The 23,098-nt window shown below is 45.3% G+C and carries 22 protein-coding genes; 12 read left to right on the forward strand and 10 right to left on the reverse strand.

Annotation, left to right across the window (positions count from 1 at the left end):
* Nucleotides 1–19: 19 nt before the first annotated feature.
* Genes rlmD through cysM form a run of 3 tightly spaced genes read right to left on the reverse strand, consistent with a single transcriptional unit; the run spans nt 20 to nt 3,181 of the window.
* Nucleotides 20–1,408 carry a 23S rRNA (uracil(1939)-C(5))-methyltransferase RlmD gene (rlmD, locus tag J7649_RS07875; RefSeq protein ID WP_219307273.1) on the reverse strand — a complete coding sequence of 463 codons (1,389 nt, stop codon included), beginning with the start codon at nt 1,406–1,408 and terminating at the stop codon, nt 20–22.
* A 6-nt stretch (nt 1,409–1,414) separates the two neighbouring features.
* Nucleotides 1,415–2,233, reverse strand: a complete 819-nt coding sequence (locus J7649_RS07880) for a 3'-5' exonuclease (RefSeq protein ID WP_005248065.1) — start codon at nt 2,231–2,233, stop codon at nt 1,415–1,417.
* Nucleotides 2,234–2,251: 18 nt separating this feature from the next.
* Nucleotides 2,252–3,181, reverse strand: a complete 930-nt coding sequence (gene cysM, locus J7649_RS07885) for a cysteine synthase CysM (protein ID WP_005248067.1) — start codon at nt 3,179–3,181, stop codon at nt 2,252–2,254.
* A 362-nt stretch (nt 3,182–3,543) separates the two neighbouring features.
* Here cysM and J7649_RS07890 point away from each other — a divergent pair, with 362 nt between their 5' ends.
* From J7649_RS07890 to rsfS, 5 genes are all read left to right on the forward strand, one after another.
* Entirely contained in the window at nt 3,544–6,351 is a 2,808-nt protein-coding gene (locus J7649_RS07890; RefSeq protein WP_219307274.1) for a GacS-like sensor histidine kinase, read from the forward strand.
* 106 nt (nt 6,352–6,457) lie between these two features.
* On the forward strand, nt 6,458–7,246 hold the full coding sequence (locus J7649_RS07895) for a crotonase/enoyl-CoA hydratase family protein (RefSeq protein ID WP_004645147.1): 789 nt from the start codon (nt 6,458–6,460) through the stop codon (nt 7,244–7,246).
* Nucleotides 7,247–7,282: 36 nt separating this feature from the next.
* Nucleotides 7,283–8,152, forward strand: coding sequence for an NAD(P)-dependent oxidoreductase (locus J7649_RS07900; protein WP_219307276.1), 870 nt, complete (start codon nt 7,283–7,285; stop codon nt 8,150–8,152).
* Nucleotides 8,153–8,191: 39 nt separating this feature from the next.
* Nucleotides 8,192–8,980 carry a hydroxypyruvate isomerase family protein gene (locus J7649_RS07905; RefSeq protein ID WP_219307278.1) on the forward strand — a complete coding sequence of 263 codons (789 nt, stop codon included), beginning with the start codon at nt 8,192–8,194 and terminating at the stop codon, nt 8,978–8,980.
* 81 nt (nt 8,981–9,061) lie between these two features.
* Nucleotides 9,062–9,469, forward strand: a complete 408-nt coding sequence (gene rsfS, locus J7649_RS07910; protein ID WP_004645144.1) for a ribosome silencing factor — start codon at nt 9,062–9,064, stop codon at nt 9,467–9,469.
* A 267-nt stretch (nt 9,470–9,736) separates the two neighbouring features.
* Here the strand turns inward: rsfS and J7649_RS07915 are convergent, their stop codons facing one another.
* From J7649_RS07915 to J7649_RS07925, 3 genes are read right to left on the reverse strand one after another with little or no spacing between them, the layout of a single operon-like run.
* Entirely contained in the window at nt 9,737–11,182 is a 1,446-nt protein-coding gene (locus J7649_RS07915) for an NAD(P)(+) transhydrogenase (Re/Si-specific) subunit beta (protein ID WP_219307280.1), read from the reverse strand.
* Between the two features lie 3 nt (nt 11,183–11,185).
* On the reverse strand, nt 11,186–11,509 hold the full coding sequence (locus tag J7649_RS07920; protein WP_004281642.1) for a proton-translocating transhydrogenase family protein: 324 nt from the start codon (nt 11,507–11,509) through the stop codon (nt 11,186–11,188).
* Nucleotides 11,510–11,520: 11 nt separating this feature from the next.
* The gene (locus J7649_RS07925; RefSeq protein ID WP_005106077.1) at nt 11,521–12,648 is read right to left on the reverse strand and encodes a Re/Si-specific NAD(P)(+) transhydrogenase subunit alpha; all 1,128 of its coding nucleotides are present in this window, start codon (nt 12,646–12,648) and stop codon (nt 11,521–11,523) included.
* A 983-nt stretch (nt 12,649–13,631) separates the two neighbouring features.
* On the opposite strand from J7649_RS07925, the gene J7649_RS07930 reads away from it, so the two are divergent.
* On the forward strand, nt 13,632–14,819 hold the full coding sequence (locus J7649_RS07930; RefSeq protein ID WP_219307282.1) for an MFS transporter: 1,188 nt from the start codon (nt 13,632–13,634) through the stop codon (nt 14,817–14,819).
* A gap of 16 nt (nt 14,820–14,835) precedes the next feature.
* Here the strand turns inward: J7649_RS07930 and J7649_RS07935 are convergent, their stop codons facing one another.
* Nucleotides 14,836–15,480 carry a hypothetical protein gene (locus J7649_RS07935; protein WP_219307284.1) on the reverse strand — a complete coding sequence of 215 codons (645 nt, stop codon included), beginning with the start codon at nt 15,478–15,480 and terminating at the stop codon, nt 14,836–14,838.
* A gap of 274 nt (nt 15,481–15,754) precedes the next feature.
* Here J7649_RS07935 and dusA point away from each other — a divergent pair, with 274 nt between their 5' ends.
* A complete protein-coding gene (gene dusA / locus J7649_RS07940) occupies nt 15,755–16,780 on the forward strand; it encodes a tRNA dihydrouridine(20/20a) synthase DusA (RefSeq protein WP_420868608.1) in 1,026 nt (341 codons plus the stop codon).
* A 50-nt stretch (nt 16,781–16,830) separates the two neighbouring features.
* On the opposite strand, the gene J7649_RS07945 is transcribed toward dusA, so the two are convergent.
* Both J7649_RS07945 and coaBC read right to left on the reverse strand, forming a co-directional pair.
* Nucleotides 16,831–17,343, reverse strand: a complete 513-nt coding sequence (locus J7649_RS07945) for a hypothetical protein (RefSeq protein WP_026056560.1) — start codon at nt 17,341–17,343, stop codon at nt 16,831–16,833.
* A 229-nt stretch (nt 17,344–17,572) separates the two neighbouring features.
* Nucleotides 17,573–18,847 carry a bifunctional phosphopantothenoylcysteine decarboxylase/phosphopantothenate--cysteine ligase CoaBC gene (gene coaBC, locus J7649_RS07950; protein WP_219307285.1) on the reverse strand — a complete coding sequence of 425 codons (1,275 nt, stop codon included), beginning with the start codon at nt 18,845–18,847 and terminating at the stop codon, nt 17,573–17,575.
* Nucleotides 18,848–18,960: 113 nt separating this feature from the next.
* Here coaBC and radC point away from each other — a divergent pair, with 113 nt between their 5' ends.
* Nucleotides 18,961–19,662 (forward strand): RadC family protein, encoded by a 702-nt coding sequence (gene radC, locus J7649_RS07955; RefSeq protein ID WP_219307287.1) that lies wholly within the window; start codon nt 18,961–18,963, stop codon nt 19,660–19,662.
* A gap of 65 nt (nt 19,663–19,727) precedes the next feature.
* Nucleotides 19,728–20,639: a bestrophin family protein gene (locus J7649_RS07960; protein ID WP_114541813.1), complete on the forward strand. Its 912-nt coding sequence runs from the start codon at nt 19,728–19,730 to the stop codon at nt 20,637–20,639.
* An 84-nt stretch (nt 20,640–20,723) separates the two neighbouring features.
* Here J7649_RS07960 and J7649_RS07965 read toward each other — a convergent pair whose 3' ends face one another.
* Nucleotides 20,724–21,575: a PHP domain-containing protein gene (locus J7649_RS07965; protein ID WP_005252914.1), complete on the reverse strand. Its 852-nt coding sequence runs from the start codon at nt 21,573–21,575 to the stop codon at nt 20,724–20,726.
* A 44-nt stretch (nt 21,576–21,619) separates the two neighbouring features.
* Between J7649_RS07965 and J7649_RS07970 the strand changes: the two genes are divergently transcribed.
* The 3 genes from J7649_RS07970 to J7649_RS07980 are packed head-to-tail and all read left to right on the forward strand — an operon-like array spanning nt 21,620 to nt 23,077.
* A complete protein-coding gene (locus J7649_RS07970; protein ID WP_004281606.1) occupies nt 21,620–22,231 on the forward strand; it encodes a septation protein IspZ in 612 nt (203 codons plus the stop codon).
* Between the two features lie 28 nt (nt 22,232–22,259).
* Nucleotides 22,260–22,562: a YciI family protein gene (locus J7649_RS07975; protein ID WP_219307289.1), complete on the forward strand. Its 303-nt coding sequence runs from the start codon at nt 22,260–22,262 to the stop codon at nt 22,560–22,562.
* 5 nt (nt 22,563–22,567) lie between these two features.
* On the forward strand, nt 22,568–23,077 hold the full coding sequence (locus J7649_RS07980; RefSeq protein ID WP_219307291.1) for an SH3 domain-containing protein: 510 nt from the start codon (nt 22,568–22,570) through the stop codon (nt 23,075–23,077).
* The last annotated feature ends 21 nt before the right edge of the window (nt 23,078–23,098 follow it).

The raw sequence follows: 23,098 nt of genomic DNA on the forward strand, positions 1-23,098 counted from the left end.
TTTTAAAAACATCATTTCTTTAATCGTTTATTTGATTTTCTTTTTCGAACAATGCGATTGATTCAACATGTCCAGTATGTGTAAACATATCCATCACGCCCGCTTGGGTGAGACGATAGCCCTGTTGTACCAAGAGTCCTGCATCTCTGGCGAGTGTCGCAGGATTACATGACACATAAACGATTCTTTTAGCTCCAAACTGAGGGATATAATGCATCACTTCTTCTGCCCCAGCACGTGGCGGGTCGATTAATAATGCATCAAAACCTTGATTTGCCCAAGTGTGGTGCGAGAAATCTTTGGTTAAATCTTGTGAATAGAACGATATTTGTGCAATACCATTGTTTTTGGCATTTTCCGCACCACGTCGAACCATTTCATCACTTCCCTCGACCGCAATCACCTGACCCGACGCACCAACACAGCGCGCAAGAGGTAAGGAAAAGTTTCCTAATCCACAAAAGAGATCCAGAACCCGTTCACCCTGTTGCAGTTGTAGCAAATCACATGCCAATCGTACCATTTGCGGATTGATGCTTGAATTTACCTGAGTAAAGTCCAGAGGATTAAAGCCGAATTTCACATCAAAGTCATCAAGACCATAGTGTAAGCGTGCAGATGCTTCTGTATCATCTATTCGCGAAAGCGTTTCTTTGCCGGCAGGCTGCAGATACAGTTGCCAGCCTTTCTGTAACGTAAATTCGCGCAATTGGTTGACATCATCGGCAGATAATTTTGCAGTTTCACGCACCAGCAGCGCAATGTCCTGATCCCCCATGGCCAATTCTATATGACCGATGTCGGCCTTACCATTCAGACCTTGCAGCAATTGTTTAAGACGTGTAACCGAGCCAAACTCGCGATCCAAGATCATACAGCGATCAATCGGTGTCAGTTTGTTGGACTGATTCTCACGAAAACCCACCACCAGCTGATCCTTGGAAGGTAGATAACGCACCCCAATCCGGGCTTTACGGCGATAATCTTCACGTTGTGAACGTAAAGGCGATAGCCATTGATCAGGCTGGATTCCAGCAAAATGCTGTAGATGCGATTTCAGCACATTCTGTTTCAGTTCAATCTGCGCATCCGCAGCGATATGCTGCATATTACAGCCACCACAGATCCCAAAATGCGGACACACCGGCTTCACGCGAATCTCGGAAGCGTCGCTCAACAATTCAAGACTGTCGGCTTCTTCGAGTTTTTTAACTTCACGGGTAATGCGGGCACGCACGGTTTCACCCGGCAAGGCATAACGGATAAAGACTTTCTTGCCATGTTTATGCTGCGGATGATCCGGATGTGAACCATAATGAGCGATACCACGTCCCTCATGCGATAGTGACTCAACCTGAAAAATGTACTCGGGTTGCTGGATAGGACGTGCTTGTGCTCGATGTTTCATGAAAACCTAGGGTATGGAGATGGGAAAATCAAATTGGGTAAATTCAGTTCGTTGCGAAGTCTCACGCCAAACTGATAAAAAGTCCGCATGCTGCGGTTGAGTCTGCAAATATTGAATCGTGCTTTGCAGCAGATGCTGATAATCCGGCAGTAACAGCTGGCCTTTTAACAGCAACCAGCGGATATACACCAGCCAGGTATTCAGGACATCACCTTCACAATAAGACGTCAGTTCGGTCCATTGCTGATTGCGGACATATTCCGGAACCCGATAGGCTCCGTCACCGCGCTTGCCTGGATAACCCAGCAAATGTGCAACATCATCCAGCTTCTGGAAATGACGGGCATGAAACATGGCCATCACATCCATCAGGTCAACATGACGATGATGGTAACGATTCTGGTAGTTATTATAACGCTTTTGCGTATCAATTTCGCCCTGATCGAACAGACTCGGTGCAGAGAGTCCATGATACATGGCGCGGTATAAAATTACTGGTAAATCAAACTGTGAGCCATTCCAACTCACTAGAGTCGGATGTCGCTTGTCAAAAATGGACAAGAATTTTTTCAAAATTTCTGCTTCAGAATGCTGTTCTCGACTAAAGGAAAACAGCTTCATACCCTGTTCATCCATCCATAAACCGGAAATACAGACAATTTCATGCAGCGGTAAACGCTGAAAATCAGAGCCTGAATCCTGACGGCGTAATTTGGTCAGGGCCTGATCCAGATCTGCTTCGGGCAGGTCCAGACCAAACAGATGCGCGCCTGATTTGAGATCGGTTTGGGTTTCAATATCGAAAGTTAAAACAGGCAGGCGCATAAAACAGTGCTCAAATAATTATTCAGGATCTTGTACAGAGAATAACCCTGTAGACAAGTAACGGTCACCACGGTCACAGATAATACACACAATCACTGCATCCGGATGTTCTTCCGCCAGTTTAATCGAGGCCCACACTGCCCCACCAGAAGAGGTTCCGGCACTGATGCCTTCTTTCTGTGCCAGCTTGCGCATGGTTTTTTCAGCTTCGATTTGTGGAATATCAATAATGCGATCGACTCGGCTGCGGTCGAAAATGGTTGGCAGATATTCTTCTGGCCAGCGACGGATTCCGGCAATGCTTGAACCATCAGATGGCTGTAAACCGACGATCTGAATATCAGGATTCATTTCTTTCAGGTATTTCGACACACCCATGATGGTGCCGGTGGTACCCATAGAACTGACAAAATGGGTAATTTTGCCACCGGTTTGCTGCCAGATTTCTGGACCCGTGGTCAGGTAATGCGCTTCGACATTGTCCGGATTTCCGAACTGATTCAGCACCAGACCCACACCATCATTCTGCATTTGAGCAGCAAGATCACGTGCACCTTCCATGCCCTGCTCTTTGGTTACTTCAATTAGCTCGGCACCATACGCAAGCATCGCGTCCTTACGTTCCTGACTCATATTGTTCGGCATGATCAGCTTCATTTTATAGCCACGCATTGCTGCGACCATCGCCAATGCAATCCCCGTATTTCCGCTCGTTGCCTCAATCAGGGTGTCACCCGGTTTGATCTGCCCACGCTTCTCGGCCTGCATGATCATATTATAGGCCGGACGGTCTTTGACCGAACCTGCTGGGTTATTGCCTTCGAGTTTCGCGAGTACTGTAGCTTGAGTGTGACTTGCCAGACGCTGTAAACGCACCAGCGGCGTTTTGCCTACATAATGGTCTAACAAAAATTCATCTGCTTGAAAATCAGGGATGGTATTACTCATTATTTGCACCTATATCGAGGTGCGGCTATTGTATGAAAAAATGCTTTTCCCTGCACCCATTTAGCAAGGCTTTTTCAGAAAACTCACTAAAACTCACACACTATCAAGCCATAAACTACATTTCCCGATAATTTAGCCAGATGAAGCAGCTCGCTAATGAAGATGAAAATACTATTTCAGTCTGGCACTTTTACAGATTGAAATTTCGTGCGTCTTAGTCTTGCTGTACCTGAGCAAAATTAACTGAAATCTCTTGTATTTTTAACTGCTAATCCGAAGCTTTATAAAAATTATGCTTAAATTTTAACTGTCGATTTAAAGCATGCTAATATGCCAGGCATAAAGAAAATACTGCTTAAATCATGTCAACGATCAACAAAAAGCTGTTTAAACGCCTACACTTAAATCATGCCTATGGACAGCTGATTGCGCTGATTTTTGTGCCGATTACCATTTTGGCCTGTGTCGGTGCCATGCTGGTGTTGACTGAAACCTCGAATGCCGCACGTGCCCAGCAGAAGCAGATGGCCATTGCGATTCTGACCCGCTTTCAAGGTACTTCAGAATATGCACTGGATATCTTGAACCTGTATCCATGGCAATATGACCAGGCCCACAATGCCATGCAGAACATGCTGAATGAAAAGCATCTGGTTCGGGCAGCGGTTCTGGACGAAAATGGCAAGAACCGTTTGGGCATCGGTTTTCAGGAACAGGCACCTTGGCCAGAATTTGAGAAAAGCGGCAATTTTATTGGCCCGATTCTGCATCAAGATAATCATATCTATGCCATTAAAGTGAATGAAAACACTTTTTCTACCGGCTGGCTGGCGATCGAACTGGATAACCAGCCGCTAGCAATTGCCCGTTACCGAGTACTGATCGTACTGATTGCGACCGGATTACTGACCTTATTATTGTTATTACTTTGCTTGAATTTCTACTCACGGCGCTGGATCGCCCCAATGTATGAGATTCGCATGCAATTGCAACGCCTGAATGCCGATACCCTCGGCCAGCATATGGTGATTAACAGCACCGGCGAGCTGCGTTTATTGCAACGTGATATCGCCAATGTGGTGAAGCGTTTGCATTTCAGCTTTCTGGAACTGCGTGAACATACCGAACAGACCGAAGACGATTTACGCCGCACCCTCGACACTTTAGAAGTCCAGAATATTACCTATCGTCAGGCACGCGACCAGGCGATCTCGGCCAACCAGGCCAAGTCGGTGTTTCTGGCCAATATTTCCCATGAATTGCGCACCCCGCTGAACAGTATTGATGGTTTTATTCATCTGTTGTTACGTCAGGGCAATCTCAGCAACGAGCAGAGCCTGTATTTGCAGACCATTCGTAAGTCTTCGGCGCATTTGCTGGCACTGATCAATGATGTTCTGGATTTTTCCAAAATTGATGCCGGCAAACTGGAACTGGAAACGGCACCTTTTGATCTGGAAGAAGCGATTTTTGATGTGATGGACATGTTGTCACCTCTGGCAGCACAAAAACATATTGATATGGCCTTCTATTATGCAGATGGTGTGCCAAAACACATTATTGGTGATGCGCTACGATTTAAACAGATTCTGACCAACCTGATTTCCAATGCGATCAAATTCACTCCGGATGGAGAAATCATTGTCCGGGCACGCATGGAACATGATGGAATGGATCAGTGTGTGCTGCATTTTAGTGTACAGGATAGCGGCATTGGCCTGAGTGGTACCGACCGTAAAAAGCTGTTTGAGTCCTTCTCGCAGGGTGATACCTCGGTAACCCGTCAGTTTGGCGGTACCGGTCTTGGTCTGGCAATTTCCAAACAGCTGGTCAGCCTGATGCATGGCCAGATTGGCTTTGAAGACAATCAGGAACGTGCCCCAACCGAAAAAGGCTCGACCTTCTGGTTTACTGCCCAGTTCCTGGTCGATGAAGATACCGTGATTGAGCATCCAGATTTTAGCGAATTGACCGTGGTGTCTTATCTTGCACATCCGGCAACTGCGAATGTGCTGCGGCATTATCTGGAAAATTATCAGGTTAAACATATTGAATGTGCATCAATTCTGGATCTGTTTAGCCGTCTGAATCATTTACAGAATAGCGAAAATACCTGGCTGATCGTCGATCATAGTGGTGACAGTGAAGTCTTGTTACGCGAAATCCGTTCACGTTATCAGGGTCATCTGGCTGTCTATGGTTATCAGATGCAACTGGATCCAAGCATGCTCAATGACCATCGTGCCCGTGCCCTGCATCAGCCACTCAGCCGCAGCGCGCTGATTCAATTACTCGGCAATCAGCCGGTCTTCGATCAGGAACAGCATGAAGAATTCAATGGTCAAGGCCTGCATATTCTGGCCGTGGATGATCATTTGCCCAACCTGATTGTTCTGGAAGCCTTGCTGGGCGAACTCAATGTCACCACGACCAAAGCCCTCAGCGGACAGGAAGCGATCGATATTATTCAGCGCCGTTATGAACAGGAACAACCGGCGTTTGATCTGGTGTTTATGGACATTCAGATGCCGGTGATGTCGGGGATCGATACCACCCGTGCCATTCGCTCGCTGGAATCGACCTTTGAAAATCATAGTCGCCTGCCAATTATCGCCCTGACGGCGCATGCACTTTCTGATGAAAAACATAAACTGCTGCAAAACGGCATGGATGATTATGTCACCAAGCCGATCCAGATCGAGCAGATTATCCAAATTTTGACGCACTGGACCACCGAGCATTTTAAACGGATTCCGGTACTGGAACGTGCCAATGTGATTGATGCCCTGGATCCAAATATTCTGGACTGGCAGCAAAGCCTTCAACTGGCAGCCAATAAGGAAGATCTAGCGGTAGACCTGTTACGCATGCTGGTGGACAGCTTTGCAGATGAACTCGATGAAATGCAGCAACTGATTGAACTGGAAGATTTTCCACAACTTGAACATGTGCTGCATCGTCTTTACGGTGCAACCCGCTATGTCGGTGCCCCCACTTTACAGAAAGTTACGGGTGGCTTTGAACAGTTCGTTTCGACCTTGCGTAAAGAACGTCGTAAGGCCGATGAAAGCTTTGTTCAAGACGTGTTGAAATATTTTGATGAACTCAAAGCCGTGGTTGAACAGGTTGAACAGGCTGCCCAGCAAATTTTGAAGCAACATTTGAATTAAACCTCTGAAGTGGCTCAGTCCATGACTTAAGAAGTGTGACTGAGCTGTCATGCAAGCCCAAAGGCTGCATGCTATGCTCAAGCCAGGAAAAATAAGGAAGAATGCCATGTCACTCGTGCGCTTGGAAAAAAATAACGGCATTGCCACTGTTACACTGAATCGTCCGGATAAACGCAATGCCATGAGCTTTGCCCTGCTGCGCGAACTGGTCGCGACTGCACAAAAAATCAAAAAAGATAAAAGCATCCGATGTGTGATTTTAACGGGAGAAGCCCAGGTCTTTAGTGCCGGTATTGATCTGGCCGATTTAAATAATCCTAAAAATCGTGCTTATGCCGCATGGGAACTTATTCGTCCGGGTCAAAGCCTGTTTCAAAAAGCATTTCTGGTCTGGCAGGAATTGCCAGTCCCGGTGATTGCAGCGATGGAAGGCTTCTGTTTTGGTGCCGGCATGCAGCTTGCTCTGGCCGCAGATATCCGCATTGCCCATCCTGAGACCAAAATGTCAATTATGGAAACCCGTTGGGGACTGGTACCAGACATGGGACTCAGCCGCTCACTGAAAGGCCTGATTGGTATTGATCTGGCCAAAGAGCTGACTTTGACTGCCCGGATTTTTGAGGGCGAATATGCCAAAGAAATCGGTCTGATCACCCATGTCGATGAACAGCCATTGGCGAGAGCACAAGCCTTGGCTGAAGAAATGCTGCAACGTTCTCCAGATGCCCTGATGGCTTCTAAATTTGTACTGGATGCCATGCAGCATCGTCCGAATAAATCCCTGCGTATGGAAAAAATCTGGCAGCTGAAATTATTACTGGGTAAAAACAGTCAATTGGCCCGTAAAAAGGACAAAAACCCAGAGGTTCAGTTTGTACCGCGCCAATACAAATAAACCCAGTCTGAATCTAGGAAAGGAATAAACCAAAGCATGCAGTTGAATCGCGATACTAAAATTGCCTTTTTAGGTATGGGGCTGATGGGCACTCGCATGGCCACACGTCTGCTTCAAGCAGGTTTTCAGGTGGCAGTCTGGAACCGCACACCTGCGGCCTGTTATCCGCTGTTAGACTTAGGCGCGACTGCGCTGTCTTTAGACCAGATTGCCAATTATCCGGTCATTCTCAGCTGCTTGGCAGATGATCAGGCAGTGCAATCTGTTTTTGCTCAGATCGAACCGTATTTGGTTGCGGAGCAAGTGATTGTGGATTTTTCTAGTCTTTCGGTACAGCAAACTCAAGCACTTGCCGCGCAAGCACAGGCCAAGAAAGTAATCTGGATTGACTCTCCAGTTTCAGGCGGTACCGCCGGAGCTGAACAAGGCAGTCTGGTGATTTTTGCCGGTGGTAATGCCGCGACTATTGAAAATCTTAATCCGATCTATGCAGTACTTTCACAACGCGTGACCCGCATGGGTGATACGGGTACCGGTCAGGCGACTAAAATCTGTAATCAGCTGATTGTGGCTGCCAATAGCACCTTGATCGCAGAAGCGGTCGCCCTTGCTGGACTTGCCGGGGTGGATACACGTTTACTGGCGCCTGCGCTGGCGGGTGGTTTTGCCGACTCCAAGCCTTTTCAGATTCTGGCACCGCGTATGGCCACGCAAACTTTTGAACCGGTGCAATGGAAAGTACAGACCTTATCCAAGGATCTGAATAATGCCGTGCAACTGGCACAAAGCTTTGACCTGGATGTTCCGGTGGCGACTCAAGCTTTAACGCAGTTACATGCTCATCAAGCCCAAGGCTTTGCCGAAGCAGATCTGGCTACTGTAATCCAGCAACTAAAACATTCATAACGCTTGATTGATGCGGCCTTGAATATTGAAGAGAAAGACATGATTAAACTTGCCGTCAACCTGTCGATGATTTTTACCGAAGTGCCGCTGATCGAACGTTTCGCGCTGGCTCGTGCACAGGGCTTTAATCATGCGGAAATCCAGTTTCCTTATGAACTTACGATTGGCCAGATTCAAAACCAGCTCAGCACCCATCAGCTAAACTTGTGCCTGATTAATGTGCCGGCAGGTAATTTAATGCAGGGCGGTCATGGTCTGGCTGGCATTCCAGGACAGGAAATCGAGTTTCGTCATGCGGTTGAGCAGGCCATCCAGTATGCTACCGCATTGAATGTACCTCGGGTGAACATTCTGGCAGGAAAACAGCCTAGAGATTGTGATCTTTTACCCTGCCTGAATACGCTGGCGAGTAACCTAAAAATGGCCTGTTCAATGCTGCTTGAGCATCAAATTGAACCGGTCTTCGAAATGATCAATGGCACCGATATGCCACGTTTTTTGATTCAAAATGTTGCCCAAGCCCAGGAAATGCTGGAAGCGGTACATCATCCGGCCTTAAAAATGCAGTATGACTGTTACCACATGGCAATGATGGGCGAAGATGTCCTGGAAACTTTGCAAGAAAATATTGCCTCGATTGGTCATATCCAGTTTGCGGATTGTCCGGGACGACATCAACCCAATACGGGCTCAATTCGATATCATGATATATTTCAGTGGTTAAAACATAGTCAATATCAAGGTTATGTCGCTGCCGAGTATAAACCCAGCGGACATTCCAACGATTCCTTTGACTGGAAAGCTGAGTTCTTTCCGGAGCATGACTGAGTGGACTGCGGCTTCATTTGAAATTCAGGACTAAAACCGCTATATTAGACCATGCATAATTGTTAGGAAATTACACTCCCCATGAATTTAGAACCATCGCCCAGCGCTTCTAATTCTCACGATCTTACTATGAATTCAAATTCTCAAGCTGTACAGGACTGCTTAAAAGTCGTACATGCTGCACTTGAAGATGTAAAAGCAAAAGAAATTGTTGAGCTTGATGTCAGCGGTATCAGTAATGTGGCTGATGCTATGGTCATTGCAAGCGGTACATCGACACGTCACATCAAATCATTGGCCAATAACGTTGCTGAAGAAGCACGTAAAGCTGGCTTCCGCCCTCTTGGTATTGAAGGCGAACGTGATGCTGAATGGATCCTCATCGACCTTGGTTATGTGGTGGTTCATTGTATGCTTCCAACAGCGCGTAAATTCTATGACCTAGAAAGCTTATGGCGCAATCCTACAGATACTGACTCTGTAGCGTAAAAACCGAATATTCAAAAAAGCGACCTGTGTAGGTCGCTTTTTTATTGCCTGTTCATCTAACTTTATAAGTATTAATACAACTCAATCTGTTCGCTATTTTTTAATTTCCCTCTTGTCTTATGCACCGATTTGATTGGTATTTTAGGATCAATTCATCATCAACATAGACGTTCGATGATCACTCAATCATCCTTTTCCCAAGATATAAAATAAAAAATCCCCCTTTATTAAAAGGGGGACTTAGGAGGATTCTAATGATTTAGATGATTAGTGACCCGTACCATTAATGGCTTTAGTCATATCTTCCACCACTTTCTTGGCATCACCAAAGATCATCATGGTCTTGTCATTATAGAACAAGTCATTGTCGAGACCCGCATAACCGGTTGCCATAGAACGCTTGATCACCATAATCGTACGTGCCTTATGGGCTTCCAGAATTGGCATACCATAAATTGGCGATGTTGGATCATCTTTCGCCGCAGGGTTCACAACGTCGTTCGCACCAATCACCAGCACCACATCCGTTGCCGGGAAGTCAGAGTTGATCTCATCCATCTCTAAAATATCTTCATACGGCACATCAGCTTCAGCCAGCAATACGTTCATATGACCTGGCATACGACCTGCCACCGGATGAATTGCAAAACGTACGGTTACGCCCTGCTCTTTTAAGATGTTCGCAAGTTCTTTGACCGCATTCTGTGCACGACCTTGCGCCATTCCATAACCCGGTACAATCACCACGCTGTCCGCATTTGACATCAGGAAGCCTGCGTCATCTGCCGAACCTGAACGGTGATTACGTTGAACCTGTTCACCTGCTCCTGCTATCGGCGCAGCTGCACCGCCCATCGCACCACCAAACAAAACGTTGATGATGGAACGGTTCATCGCTTTACACATGATGTAAGAAAGAATCGCACCTGAAGAACCCACCAGTGAACCTGCAACAATCAGCATGTTGTTTTCTAGGGTAAAACCAATACCAGCTGCTGCCCAACCCGAGAATGAGTTGAGTAGCGATACCACCACTGGCATATCACCACCACCGACTGGTGCAATCCATACCCAGCCGAATGCCAGCGCAAGGCCTGTCATCGCCCAGAACGAGGTCATATTGCCAGTCAGGAAGAAGTGAACACCAAAACCTAACATAGCAATAAAGATGATCGCCTGAACCGGTTTCACCCATGCACCTGAAATGGTTTTTGCCCATTTCTTTGCAGCCAGTTTACCGTAAGCAAAGACTGATGCTGTAAAGGTAATCGCACCCACGAAACAGCCCACAAACAGTTCAAATAAATGAACACGGCTCATTTCATGGAAATTGACACCATTGGCAGCCAACAGGTCTGGACCTAGTTCAATCAGTTTGTTGTTGTGAATAATGGCAGCGACAGCAATCAGGACCGCAGCCAGACCCACCAATGAGTGCATTAGCGCCACAGTTTCAGGCATCTGCGTCATTGGAACTGTACGTGCACGGGCGATACCCACAATTGCACCCAGCACCATTGCACCAATAATCATCCAGACAACCGGATTCTCAGCCACAAAGAAGGTAGTCACGACCGCAATGGCCATCGCGATCATTCCGTAACGGTTACCGGCAATCGCAGTTTTAGGACCTGATAAACCACGTAGCGTCAGGATAAAAAGAACGGCACCAATCAGGTAGAACCAATCCGCATATTCTCGAATCATTTCCATGGATTAACCCTCTTTTTTCTTTTGCTTAGGTTTAAACATTTCCAGCATACGAGCAGTCACGGCAAAGCCACCGAAAATATTAATGCTCGCCAGGAATACTGCAATCGCGCCAAGTACGCTCACCACGTTAATGGTCTGGAAATCCACGCTACCTTCAACGCCAATCACCGGCAGGCCAACAGTCTGAATCATTGCACCGACAATAATGATCGATGACAAGGCATTGGTGACCGCCATCAACGGCGTATGCAATGCTGGTGTTACACCCCACACCACGTAGTAACCTACGAAAATGGCAAGGACAAAAATCGTAATTGTTTCAACCATGAGTCTTCTCCTTAACCACGTTTCAGCAGCACTTGGCCGCCATGAGTGACAAGTAGGGCTTTTTGAATTTCTTCTTCTGGATTCAGAACAAAATTCTTATCCGCATCAAATAGTGTTTCAACGAAGTTAAATACGTTACGAGCGTATAAAGCAGAGGCTTCAGTTGATACAGTCGACGGAATATTTGGAATGCCGAGAATTTTGACGCCATTGTCGGTATGGACTGTTTCACCGCATTTCGAACCTTCGACGTTACCGCCAGATTCTACTGCCATGTCCAGAATCACTGAACCCGGTTTCATTTTCGCAACTGTTTCAGCACGGATTAAACGCGGTGCATCACGACCCGGTAAAAGCGCTGTGGTAATCACGATGTCAGCATTTGATACCGCTTTATCAACAATTGCAGCCTGATCGCGGATGTATTCTTCACCCGGCATCCAGCCATAACCATTTTTGGCAGCATCAGCCGCTTTTTGCTGCTCTTCAGCAGACATCGGTACGTCTAGCCATTTACCACCTAAAGATTCAACCTGATCTTTGGCAGTTGGACGCAAGTCCGTGGCTTCAACGATGGCACCTAAACGTTTTGCTGTTGCAATCGCTTGCAGACCCGCTACACCGACCCCCATGATCACCACACGAGCCGGTTTAACCGTACCCGCAGCAGTCATCAGCATCGGGAACATGCGCTGGTATTCAGCCGCAGCCAAAAGCACCGACTTGTAACCTGCAAGGTTGGCTTGAGAAGACAAGACATCCATATTCTGCGCACGAGACAAGGTTCGTGGCAAAAGTTCCAATGCAAATGCAGACACGTTTTGTGCCGCGAATTGGTCAAGCTCAGTATTACGGTAAGGATCAAACATTGCCACGATAGTGGTGTTCGGGTTGAGTTTTTGAATTTCCTCACCTTTCGGTGCACGAACTTTTAAAATCAACTGACTGCCGGTGTAGGCATCATCCGTAATTTTGGCACCAACTTGTTCATAGGCACTATCGATATAGGCAGCTTTAACACCTGCACCACGTTCGATAATCACGCTATGTCCTGCGCTGATCAATTTCTTTACTGTCTCTGGCGTCGCAGCGACGCGATTTTCACCGACAACAGTTTCGGCTGGAATTCCGATCTGCATGAGCGTTCCTCAAGCTAATTTTTCTTAAGTAAACATCGTGTAAACGATGCTTCCCCTCAGGATGTGTTCTTGTTGAATTTTTGGATTCTAATCAAACTGTTTGAAATTACCACCTACTATTTATTTAATAAATACCTATATTTTGAACTGATGATTCATAAAAATGATGCTGTGATAGCACATTTATTTAATTCTCTAGATATTCATATTCGATGATTTTATAAACGATATTCATTCCACTGAATGAAATATCCAGATTTCGCTGGTGTAAATAAGCGCAGATTTCTGATTTATTTTGTTACATTGATGATTCTGACAATGATTGCTGTATTTCTTGATTCAGAAGCAGACTTTCAATTTCTCTAGTCCCTATAGATAGCGGCACTTTAGCTGCGCCGTTTTTTTAGTTTTGACTTTTTTGACAGATTTAGCACTCAAGCAAGAGCATTGTTTTTAGATGTTAAAATCGTATTTTATGAAATGATAGAATTCGTTTTGAGCAGATCTTCATCAGACAGAATTGATAGATCTGACAAAAAATAATCGCCAAAATTTTATAAGACTCAGTTCTCAAACAGTCAGATAAAGGGTAGAAAAAAAGCTGGATGACTATTTATTATATTAATGTACTGAACTTGATTCAAAATGGAAAATCTCATTTTTGCACCAAATTTGCGCAATAAAATAGAGTAAATATTCCACTTTTTTGGCCTCAGTGCTCTTTTTTATTGTTTTTACCTCAAGCTGCGCTTTAATGAAGCAACCCCCCTCATTAAAAGATAAAAAATTCTGTAAATATTCACTCATACTTTCTATTTGAAATTGCACTTCTTTCGTTAAGCTGCCTGAGTTCTGACAATTTTCAATGCTGGCAATATTTTTCTACTTTTAAAGCGAGAACTTCTGGCCTATAGTGCCCTCAATTTGAACATTATTCTTATTCCTCATTTCAATTCTTCCGGTCTGAATACAAGGTTAGCCCTATGCACACGCCTCTCGATATTAGTCAAAATAAGCGCTTATTATGGCTGATGGCGATTGCATGCGGTTTATGTGCTGGCGCGAACTATTATTGCCAGCCACTGATTTCATCGATTCAGCAGTATTATCAGGTACCTGAATCACAAGTGGCGCTCACGGTCACTTTTGCTCAAATCTCTTATGCCTTGGGCCTGCTGTTTATTGTGCCTTTAGGTGACATGCTGAATAAAACCAAACTGATCCCCTTTCTCATGCTGGGTGCAGCAGCAGGTTTATTTATTTGTGCCAGTGCGGTAAATCTGCCAATGCTCTGGGTCGGCACTATCATTACCGGACTGTTTTCCGTGGCTGCACAGATTCTGATTCCCTTAGCCACCATGGCGGTCAAACCGGAAAAAACCGGAGAAGTGGTGGGCTTCCTGATGAGCGGATTACTGGTCGGTATTCTGCTCTCGACCAGTATTGCCGGATTACTTTCCGACCTGTTTCACTGGAAAATGATTTATATCGTCAGTGGCATAAGTATGCTGGCCTTAAGTTTTTATTTGAGAGGAAAACTAACGAGCCTGCCACGTCTGAGAATCAGCTATACAGCGATTTTTAAATCTATGGGGATATTACTCAAGCAGGAACCACGACTGGTTTTGCGTTCACTTACAGGTGCGTGTGCTTTTGCTGCCATGAGTATGTTGTTCTCCACCATCGCTCTGCTGTTGACGCAAGAACCTTTTCAGCTTTCTGATGTCATGGTCGGACTGGTCACGCTGGTCGGTGTATTTGGCGCACTTTCCACGCAGTTCATTGGCAAATGGGCCGATCGTGGCCATATCAAAACACTGAGCTGGATCGGCTGCTCTATCCTGATGGGGAGCTGGCTGTTTTTATATTTTGGTGCAGTGTCTTTGCTGAGTTATATTTTGGGTTATGGGCTGATAAATCTTGGACTCGCGATTACGCACAGCTGTAACCAGAACGTAATTTTCCGCCTGCGCCCGGATGCCAAATCACGGGTCAATTCACTCTATATGACCTTGTATTTTATTGGTGGTGCATGTGGTTCAGCCTTAGGGGTTTATGCCTGGCATCACGGTGGCTGGAGCATGACCTGTCTGGCAGGACTTGGGCTAGCTTTGTGCGCTACCTTATTCGCCCTGCTGGATCAATGGTATCAGGCCAGAACAACTGCATAAGTATTTTTAACTCTATTTAGCTGACTTGCGCCGCCGGATAATAAGGCTTATTCAGATCAAGAGTTTGTGAGTTTTCCAATAAAATACAGATAAAAACCGGTAATAAAGCTGCCAGAATCCGGCAGCTCTCCTCTAATGATTTATAATTCAGCGAGCTGTGATACATGGCGCCACCCTGCATTATCTGATGGTGCAAGGTAGATAAACGCTGAAATATTCCAGCTAGAATTTCAACAGAATTTCGTTCTTTTAAAGCATTCTCTATATTCTGTTTCTGTGTTTCCAGATCGGCTTGACAGCTTTCCAGGCTAATTTTCTGATGGCGATAATCCCAAAAGCTTTGTTCCACATAGGGATTGGCCAAGAGTGAGCGAATCGGCTGGTGGTATTTGTCCCAGAGAATATGATTAATTTTCTGATCCAGATCCTTTTGGCAGAGCATTTCCAGAAACTGCTGTAGCTTGCTTTGATCTTGAACTAGATCACTCTCATCTGCATAAATCGCCTGAAAGCTGATCCACAGGCTGATAAACTTAAAATCCAGATCCTGATCCAGGTCTAGCGATTTTTTAAACCAGCCTAAGCCCCGATGAATTCTTAAATTAAAATGTGCCGAATTTTGTGCTTTATGGCTTTTATAAATTTCCTCCAATAACAACATGATTATTCTCCTTATTTCTAGCGTTTTTATCTTCATCTTTCTCCTATCAAAATATACCATTCCAACCTGACTGGGAATTCCAATTTTATTTCTTGTTTCATTCCCTGGATTTACCGAGCTAGCTCAAGTTCGCCGGGTGGTTTTTCTGATTTTATGCTAGTATTACGCCCTCTTTTTGCGACGTCAGCCGATCCAGTTTAAGCCAAAAACCAATAGCTGAGTGATCGCATGAATTGCTTCTTCTTTCTTCCATTTCGTTAAGGCGTGATTTTGAATGACTGATCTGACCACCATTGAAAATAAACTTCAACCACGAATCAGTATTGCGCCAATGATGGATTGGACCACCAAAGATTATCGTTTCTTTGCACGTCTGTTTAACCCGAATGTGATTATGTACACTGAAATGGTCACCACAGGTGCGATCATTTATGGTGATGCCAAACGTCATTTGGACTTTAATGCAGAAGAGCAGCCAATCGTTTTGCAACTCGGCGGCTCGAATCCAAAAGATCTGGCAATCTGTACCAAGATGGCGCAGGACTGGGGCTATAACGAAGTCAATTTAAATGTAGGTTGCCCAAGTGACCGGGTACAAAATAATAAAATTGGTGCCTGTCTGATGGCGGAGCCTGATCTAGTCGCAGAATGTATTGCTGAAATGCGTCATGCGGTGGATATTCCAGTGACCGCAAAACACCGGATCGGAATTGATGATATGCAATCTTATGAAGAGATGCTGCATTTTGTCGATACCGTGGCCAAAACCGGCTGCAATAATTTTATCGTGCATGCGCGGATTGCCTTATTAAAAGGTCTATCACCTAAAGAAAACCGCGACGTGCCACCCCTACGTTATGAAGATGTCTACCGTTTAAAACAGGATCGTCCTGATCTGCTCATCGAGATCAACGGCGGAATTAAAACCTATGCCGAAACGCTGGAACATCTCAAACATGTGGATGGGGTGATGATTGGCCGCGAAGCCTATCATAATCCTTACTTACTGGCTGAACTGGGCCAGTTATGGAATCTGGATGCACCAGACCGTTTTGACATTATGCAACAGATGCTGCCTTATATTGCCCAGCGCATGGCCGAAGGTGCACCTTTATCCATTATTACCCGTCATATTTTAGGACTGTTCCAGAATTTGCCGGGTGCACGTAAATGGCGTCAGGCTTTAAGCGGTGGTAATGCCAAAACCTTGAAAGATGTAGAGACTGCACTTTTTAATATTCAGGAAGCGATGCAGCGTACCGAAGATTATGTACGTGAACATCAACAAGTTGAATCCTAAACACAAAAAGCACCGATCATCGGTGCTTTTTTATAGCGATTGCGCATGAGTTATTGCGTATACGCCGTGATATTACCGACCGGAATCGGCTCTTCCTGATAAGAAACATCTTGTAATGCAGGTTCAGCCACTGGTGTGATTAGAGAGCCGGAGACATTCTGGTTTGGTTCATCTACAGGTTCTAGATCATCCAAGGCTGAGGCCAGTTGCTGTAATTCTCGATCCAGTTGCTGACGATATTTTTCAATTTCAATTTCATCAATAAAAGCAAAGGCATCATCTTCAATCGACCAACTATACCCGCCATCTACCTTAAAGACTTTTACATGAATGGGATATTCCTCGCCCTGATAATTCAGATGAGAAATGGCCTGAAACTCATTCCCCTGACGCTGGACAATTTTGACCTTTTTCACGGTAAAACGATAGTGTTGATAATCTCGATTGGAATTAAATTCACGTTGCATCTGCGTTTGAATATTTTTGGCCAGCTCATCCATCGAGACAAAATAACTGCATCCAGTCAGACAGGCGACCATCCATAACATCATGATTTTTTTCATAGCGCCCCTCTTTTTTTCTTTCCACTTCCTGCTTATAGCTGATATACGCAGTATTTTTATCTTTGCTTATTCTGTGATCCATTTTATGCTTTTTTGCAAAAACAATAAACAAACGGCGCTTCGATTAAGACTAAATATTTATGGTTTCTATAGTTTTTTTGAATTAATGATAAAAAATCAGCCATAAAAAAACCCTGATGGATTCAGGGTTTTTTCGATACAGATCGTTTTAAAAATCATCATCACTGGATGGATCACGATGTAAGGCATCATGAATGGCTTCGATCAACTGCTGGGCAATTTCCTGCTTGGAGGCTTTTTCCAGATCACGTTTGTCCAGCTGATAATGCTCGGCAAAGAATACTGTCATGGCATTTTCATCCGAAGCAAATCCGATATCCGTACGTGAAACGTCATTGCAGGCAATCATATCCAGCTTTTTCGCGACCAGCTTTCCAGCAGCATATTCTTCAATATTGCGGGTTTCTGCAGCAAAGCCGACCATAAATGGACGTTTTTCCTGCTGGGCAATGGTGGCAACAATATCCGGATTTTTCACCAAGGCTACATTCAGTTCATCACCAGCTTTCTTGATTTTATGCTCGGCTACTTCTGCCACACGGTAATCGGCTACTGCAGCTGTCGCAATAAAGATATCGCAACCATTTTCCAGCATCTGCATGCTTTCATTCAGCATTTGTACGGCAGAAGAAACATTCTTACGTTTTACGCCATTTGGGGTATCCAGACTGACCGGCCCTGCAATCAAGGTGACATTTGCCCCTGCTGCATAACAGGCGGCAGCCAATGCAAAGCCCATTTTTCCGGTACTGTGATTGGAAATATAACGCACTGGATCAATCGCTTCGCGGGTCGGGCCTGCGGTAATCGTGACTTGTTTACCAGCAAGCAGGCCAAATTTTTCCGCAATCGCACGTTGGGCTTTATGGAAATATTCGGTTACCTGATGCGCTAAATCTTCCGGCTCAGGCATCCGGCCCAAACCTACATCACCACAAGCCTGTGATCCTGCGTCCGGCATGATCACATGCACACCATCTTCGATCAGTGTCGCAAGATTACGCTGCGTTGCTTTCGCCGCCCACATTTGCTGGTTCATGGCGGGTGCCACCCAGACCGGCGCTTTTGTTGCCAGATAGAGAGTACTTAAGAGATCATCAGCCAAACCTGCGGCAAACTTTGCCAAGGTGTCACAGCTGGCCGGTGCTACCAGCACCAGATCCGCCCAGCGTGCCAGCTCAATATGACCCATGCCGGCTTCTGCTTCAGTATCTAGCAATTCGGTATGTACGGGATTACCCGATAAGGCTTGAAAAGTTAAAGGTGTAATAAAAGCCTGTGCACCGTGAGTCATGACGACCCGCACATCAAATCCGGCATCTTTTAGACGGCGGACCAGAATTGCACTTTTATAGGCAGCAATACCGCCAGTGACGGCCAAAATGATATTTTTATGAGGAATTACACTTAGATCAAAGCTCACGAACAGATTACCTCGCTGTTGCAGTGGGGCTCACAATAGCATTAAATAATCGCATTCCCAAGAGATCGGCTTGCGGGAAAACTGATAATTCATAATAAATAAGTCTAATAACTATGCAATTTTCTATTAAAAACTGGCCGGAACAAGAACGGCCGCGAGAACGCCTGATTCAATATGGCGCAGAAAGTTTATCCGATGCCGAGCTACTGGCCATTTTTCTACGCTCCGGTTCACAGCAGCATTCGGCAGTTGATCTGGCGCGCTTGCTGATTCAACATTTTGGTCATTTGACTACGTTGCTCGATGCACCTTTACAGGAAGTCAGCCAGTTTCATGGCATGGGCATCAGTAAATATACCCAACTGATGGCCGTCAAGGAACTCGGACGGCGTTACATTGCCGAGCACCTGAAACAGGATGCACTGGAACTCACCAATTCCAAACGGCTGAGAGATTACTTACGTTTTGAACTGCTCGGTGAAACTCAAGAAGTGTTTGCCGTGCTGTGTCTGGATGCCAGTCTAAGAAAAATTGCCTTTAAAAAACTGTTTTATGGCTCCATCAATGCATGTGATATTTCCATTAATCAATTGTTGCGTTATGCCATTAGCCAACAGGCTACTTCCATTGTGATTGCACATAATCATCCACTGGGCCGGCCCTCTCCATCCAAGGCTGACCTGGCATTGACCCGTCAGATTCAACAAGCCTGCCAGCTGGTAGATATCCATCTGATTGACCATTGCATCATCGCCTTGGAAGGCAGCTTTTCCTTTGCTGAGCAGCAACTCATCAAACCGGAAATGCAGTATTGAATAGCACTTGACAAAGCAGGCACAACTCCACAAGATCATGAAAAAAATTGTGATGATTCCAATAAATGATCGTACGTGACCAGCCGACTGTTTTTAAACTGCTGTTTTCCTGGCGGGGGACGATTTTACCTAAAGTTTTGCCACCTTTAGGCGTAGTGATGCTGATGTCAGCCATCATCGGTGGCTTGTCACATATTGGTTATTTTCATTTTCCAGAATTACCCCTGGTCGGCTTTACCCTGATTGGAGTGGTACTGTCGATCTTTCTCGGATTTAAGAACTCGGCCTGTTATGACCGCTGGTGGGAAGCGCGCAAACTTTGGGGAATTCTAATTGCCAATTCACGTCATTTTGACCGTGATTGCAGGATGCTGTCCCAAGGTCGCCGTGAGCGTGTGATTCAGCATGTGATTGTCTTTGCCAATGTACTCCGCGATCGCCTACGCCATCAAACAGCCAATCCGACTGAACTGGTTGAAACCAGCGGCATGAGCCAGCAGGCGGTGACCCAACTCTATCAGCAGGCCAATGCGCCGCAATATACCTTAAGCCTGATTCAATGGGAGTTAATGCAGGCGCTTAAAGAAGGTGAAATCTCCGATATCATCTATATGCAGATGAATAATCATGTGGCGGAACTAAGTATTGTCCAGACTGGTTGTGACCGGATTGCGACGACGCCTTTGCCTTTTGCCTATTCGGTCTTGCTCAATCGTACCGTCTATTTTTTCTGTTTTATTTTACCTTTTAGTTTAGGTTCAACGCTTGGTCTGTTTACGCCTTTACTGGTTGGAATTTTGGCTTATACCTTTTTAGGATTAGATGCTCTAAGTTCGGAAATTGAAGAGCCTTTTGGTACTCAGAGTAATGACTTGCCGCTGGACTCGATGGTACGTACGATTGAAATTGAACTGTTAGGGACTTTAGGTAAACCGACGCCACCACCGATTCAGGCTCAAGATCATAATTTGCTTTAATTTATAATTCTCTCCTCGCCCTTTGTTATTAGTAGCGAAGGGAAAATCTTCTCTCAAATGAAAAAGATCGAGGTAAAGGAATGACTAAACAAAACTCTCCCAAATCCCGACCTGCCCCGGTTTAAGACTCGGGACATTGCCCAGTTTAATCCAGGGCATGTGATCGCCATGAAAATCACTGCCAATCGAAACTTTAAGATCATATTCAGTAATCATTCGATCCACCATCTGCCGGGTGGAACTTGGTTCAATCGCCGGTGGCAGCTCGACGGCATCTCCACCAAACTTGGCAAAGATTTCGATCAGGTAGCGGATATTGGTCGCAGATAAATCATATTTGGTCGGATGTGCCAGCACGGCGAAGCCGCCACTTTCATGAATTACCTGAATGGTATCTTCCAGACTCAAGCCATCAAATTTGACATAGGCTTTCTTACCTTCCTTGATGTATTTATCAAAAGCCTGTTGCGGACGCGTCACAATCCCCTTTTCTACCAGCGTTTTGGCAATATGGGTCCGTGTCACCCGATCAGGGATATGGTCGACTTTGACCAGTACATCAGCATAAATATCTTCACCAATTAAAGGAACCAGCAGATCACAAATCTGTTTAGAACGTTCAGCCCGGATTTTCTTTTGCTGATTGAGGGCTTTTTGTAAAGGCTCAGGATTTTGCATATTTAGCGCGACGATATGCACGCCATAGTTTTTCTTGGTGGCAGGACGTGACCATTGGCTGGATATTTCCACCCCGGAAATGATCTTAATCTCATGATTTTTGGCAGCTTCTTCCGCCAATACCAAACCGTCCATGGTGTCATGATCCGTCAGGGCCAAAGTATGGACAAGTTTTTCCACAGCCGCTTCGACCAATTGCTGAGGACTGAAAGTTCCATCAGAAATATTACTATGTGTATGTAAATCTACGCCGTGCATCTCTATACTATGACATTTATTTGATCAGATTTAGATACTCTAACATGAAAGCACTTTTAGACTTTGTGCCACTCATTATTTTCTTTTATTTATATAAAACTGTAGATCCAAAAGACACTGACCATCAATTGCTGCAATTGATCGGTTCTGCGGGGGGTGTCGACAATAATAATATTCTTGTTGCAACCACAGGTCTGATTATTTCCATGTTGGTCGTCTATGGTGCGTTATTTGTCATACAAAAATTCCGTCTGGACAAGCAGCAATGGATTGTCTTGTTTATGACGGTGATTTTTGGTGGCATCACTCTGATCCTCAGCGATGATTTCTATATTCGTCTGAAAGCCGTGTTATTGAATCTGGTCTTTGCAGGTGTATTCTTCCTGTCCCCTTGGTTTAGCAAGGATAAAAAGCCTCTGATCCAGCGGTTATTTGGTCCAGTATTCAATCTAAGTGAAAAAGGCTGGTTCAAGCTGAACTATGCTTGGGTTGCCATGTTCGTACTGATGTCATTTCTGCATACCTTTTTCGCCTATTTGTGGATGGATGGAAAATATTGGGGCGAATTTACCGCATTCGGTGACATGATCGTGATGTTTTCCTTTATCATTATTCAGTTTATTGTATTGCGCAAATACTTTAAGACCGCTGAATAAGTCCAACTACAAACGATTGAGAGTCATCATGCCATTATTCGTCGTTAGCTGTACCGATCGGGAAGGTACAGTTGAAAAACGCCTCGCGATTCGTCCACAACATCTTGCACGTCTGGAACAGTTAAATGCTGAAGGCCGCCTGATTGTTGCAGGTGCCATGCCTAAAGATCCGGCCAATCCACAGGCCGGTTTTTATGGCAGTACCATTATTGTCAATTTTGACAGTCGTGAAGCGCTGGACACATGGCTACAGGATGAACCTTTCTTAAAAGAAGGTGTATACGAACACATCGATGTCAAACCATTCAATAAAGCATTCCCTCAAGGATAAGGTTCATGCGTGTTGTTACTGCCAGTATCATTGGCCTATGTTTTATGATTTCTCCAGTATGGGCAGTCGAAGTTGCGCCTGCTCCTGTGACTCAGGGAAATCAGACAGCACAACCTCAAGGGACAGCGGTGACTGTCCAAACCCAGTCTACGCCGAAACCTGCCATTATTCCTGCCGTAGCGTCTTCTGCCCAATCGGTGACACCTGCTGAAAATAAACCGTTAACCGCAGAAGAAATCGCCAAGCTCAAAGCCCAGCAAGAGGCCAAGGTCAAAGCCTTGGTCAAAGATCAGGCCACCCGTTTGCAGCAACTGGAAAAAGCCAATCTGGAAGCACTATCGCAAAATCAAGAATTACAGCTCAAGAATGATAATCTTGGGGTGCAGGTACAGGTGCTGCAAAGTGAACGCAGTGCGCAGATGTTCCTCTACGGCGCTGCAACATTGGCAGTAGGTGTGCTGCTGGGCTTTCTGATCGCGAGCTATGTTTATACCAAACGTCGTCGTCAATGGTAAGCTATAGCCCTTCCCGATATC

This window comes from Acinetobacter lwoffii (assembly GCF_019343495.1).
In the GTDB taxonomy this organism is placed as follows: domain Bacteria; phylum Pseudomonadota; class Gammaproteobacteria; order Pseudomonadales; family Moraxellaceae; genus Acinetobacter; species Acinetobacter lwoffii_P.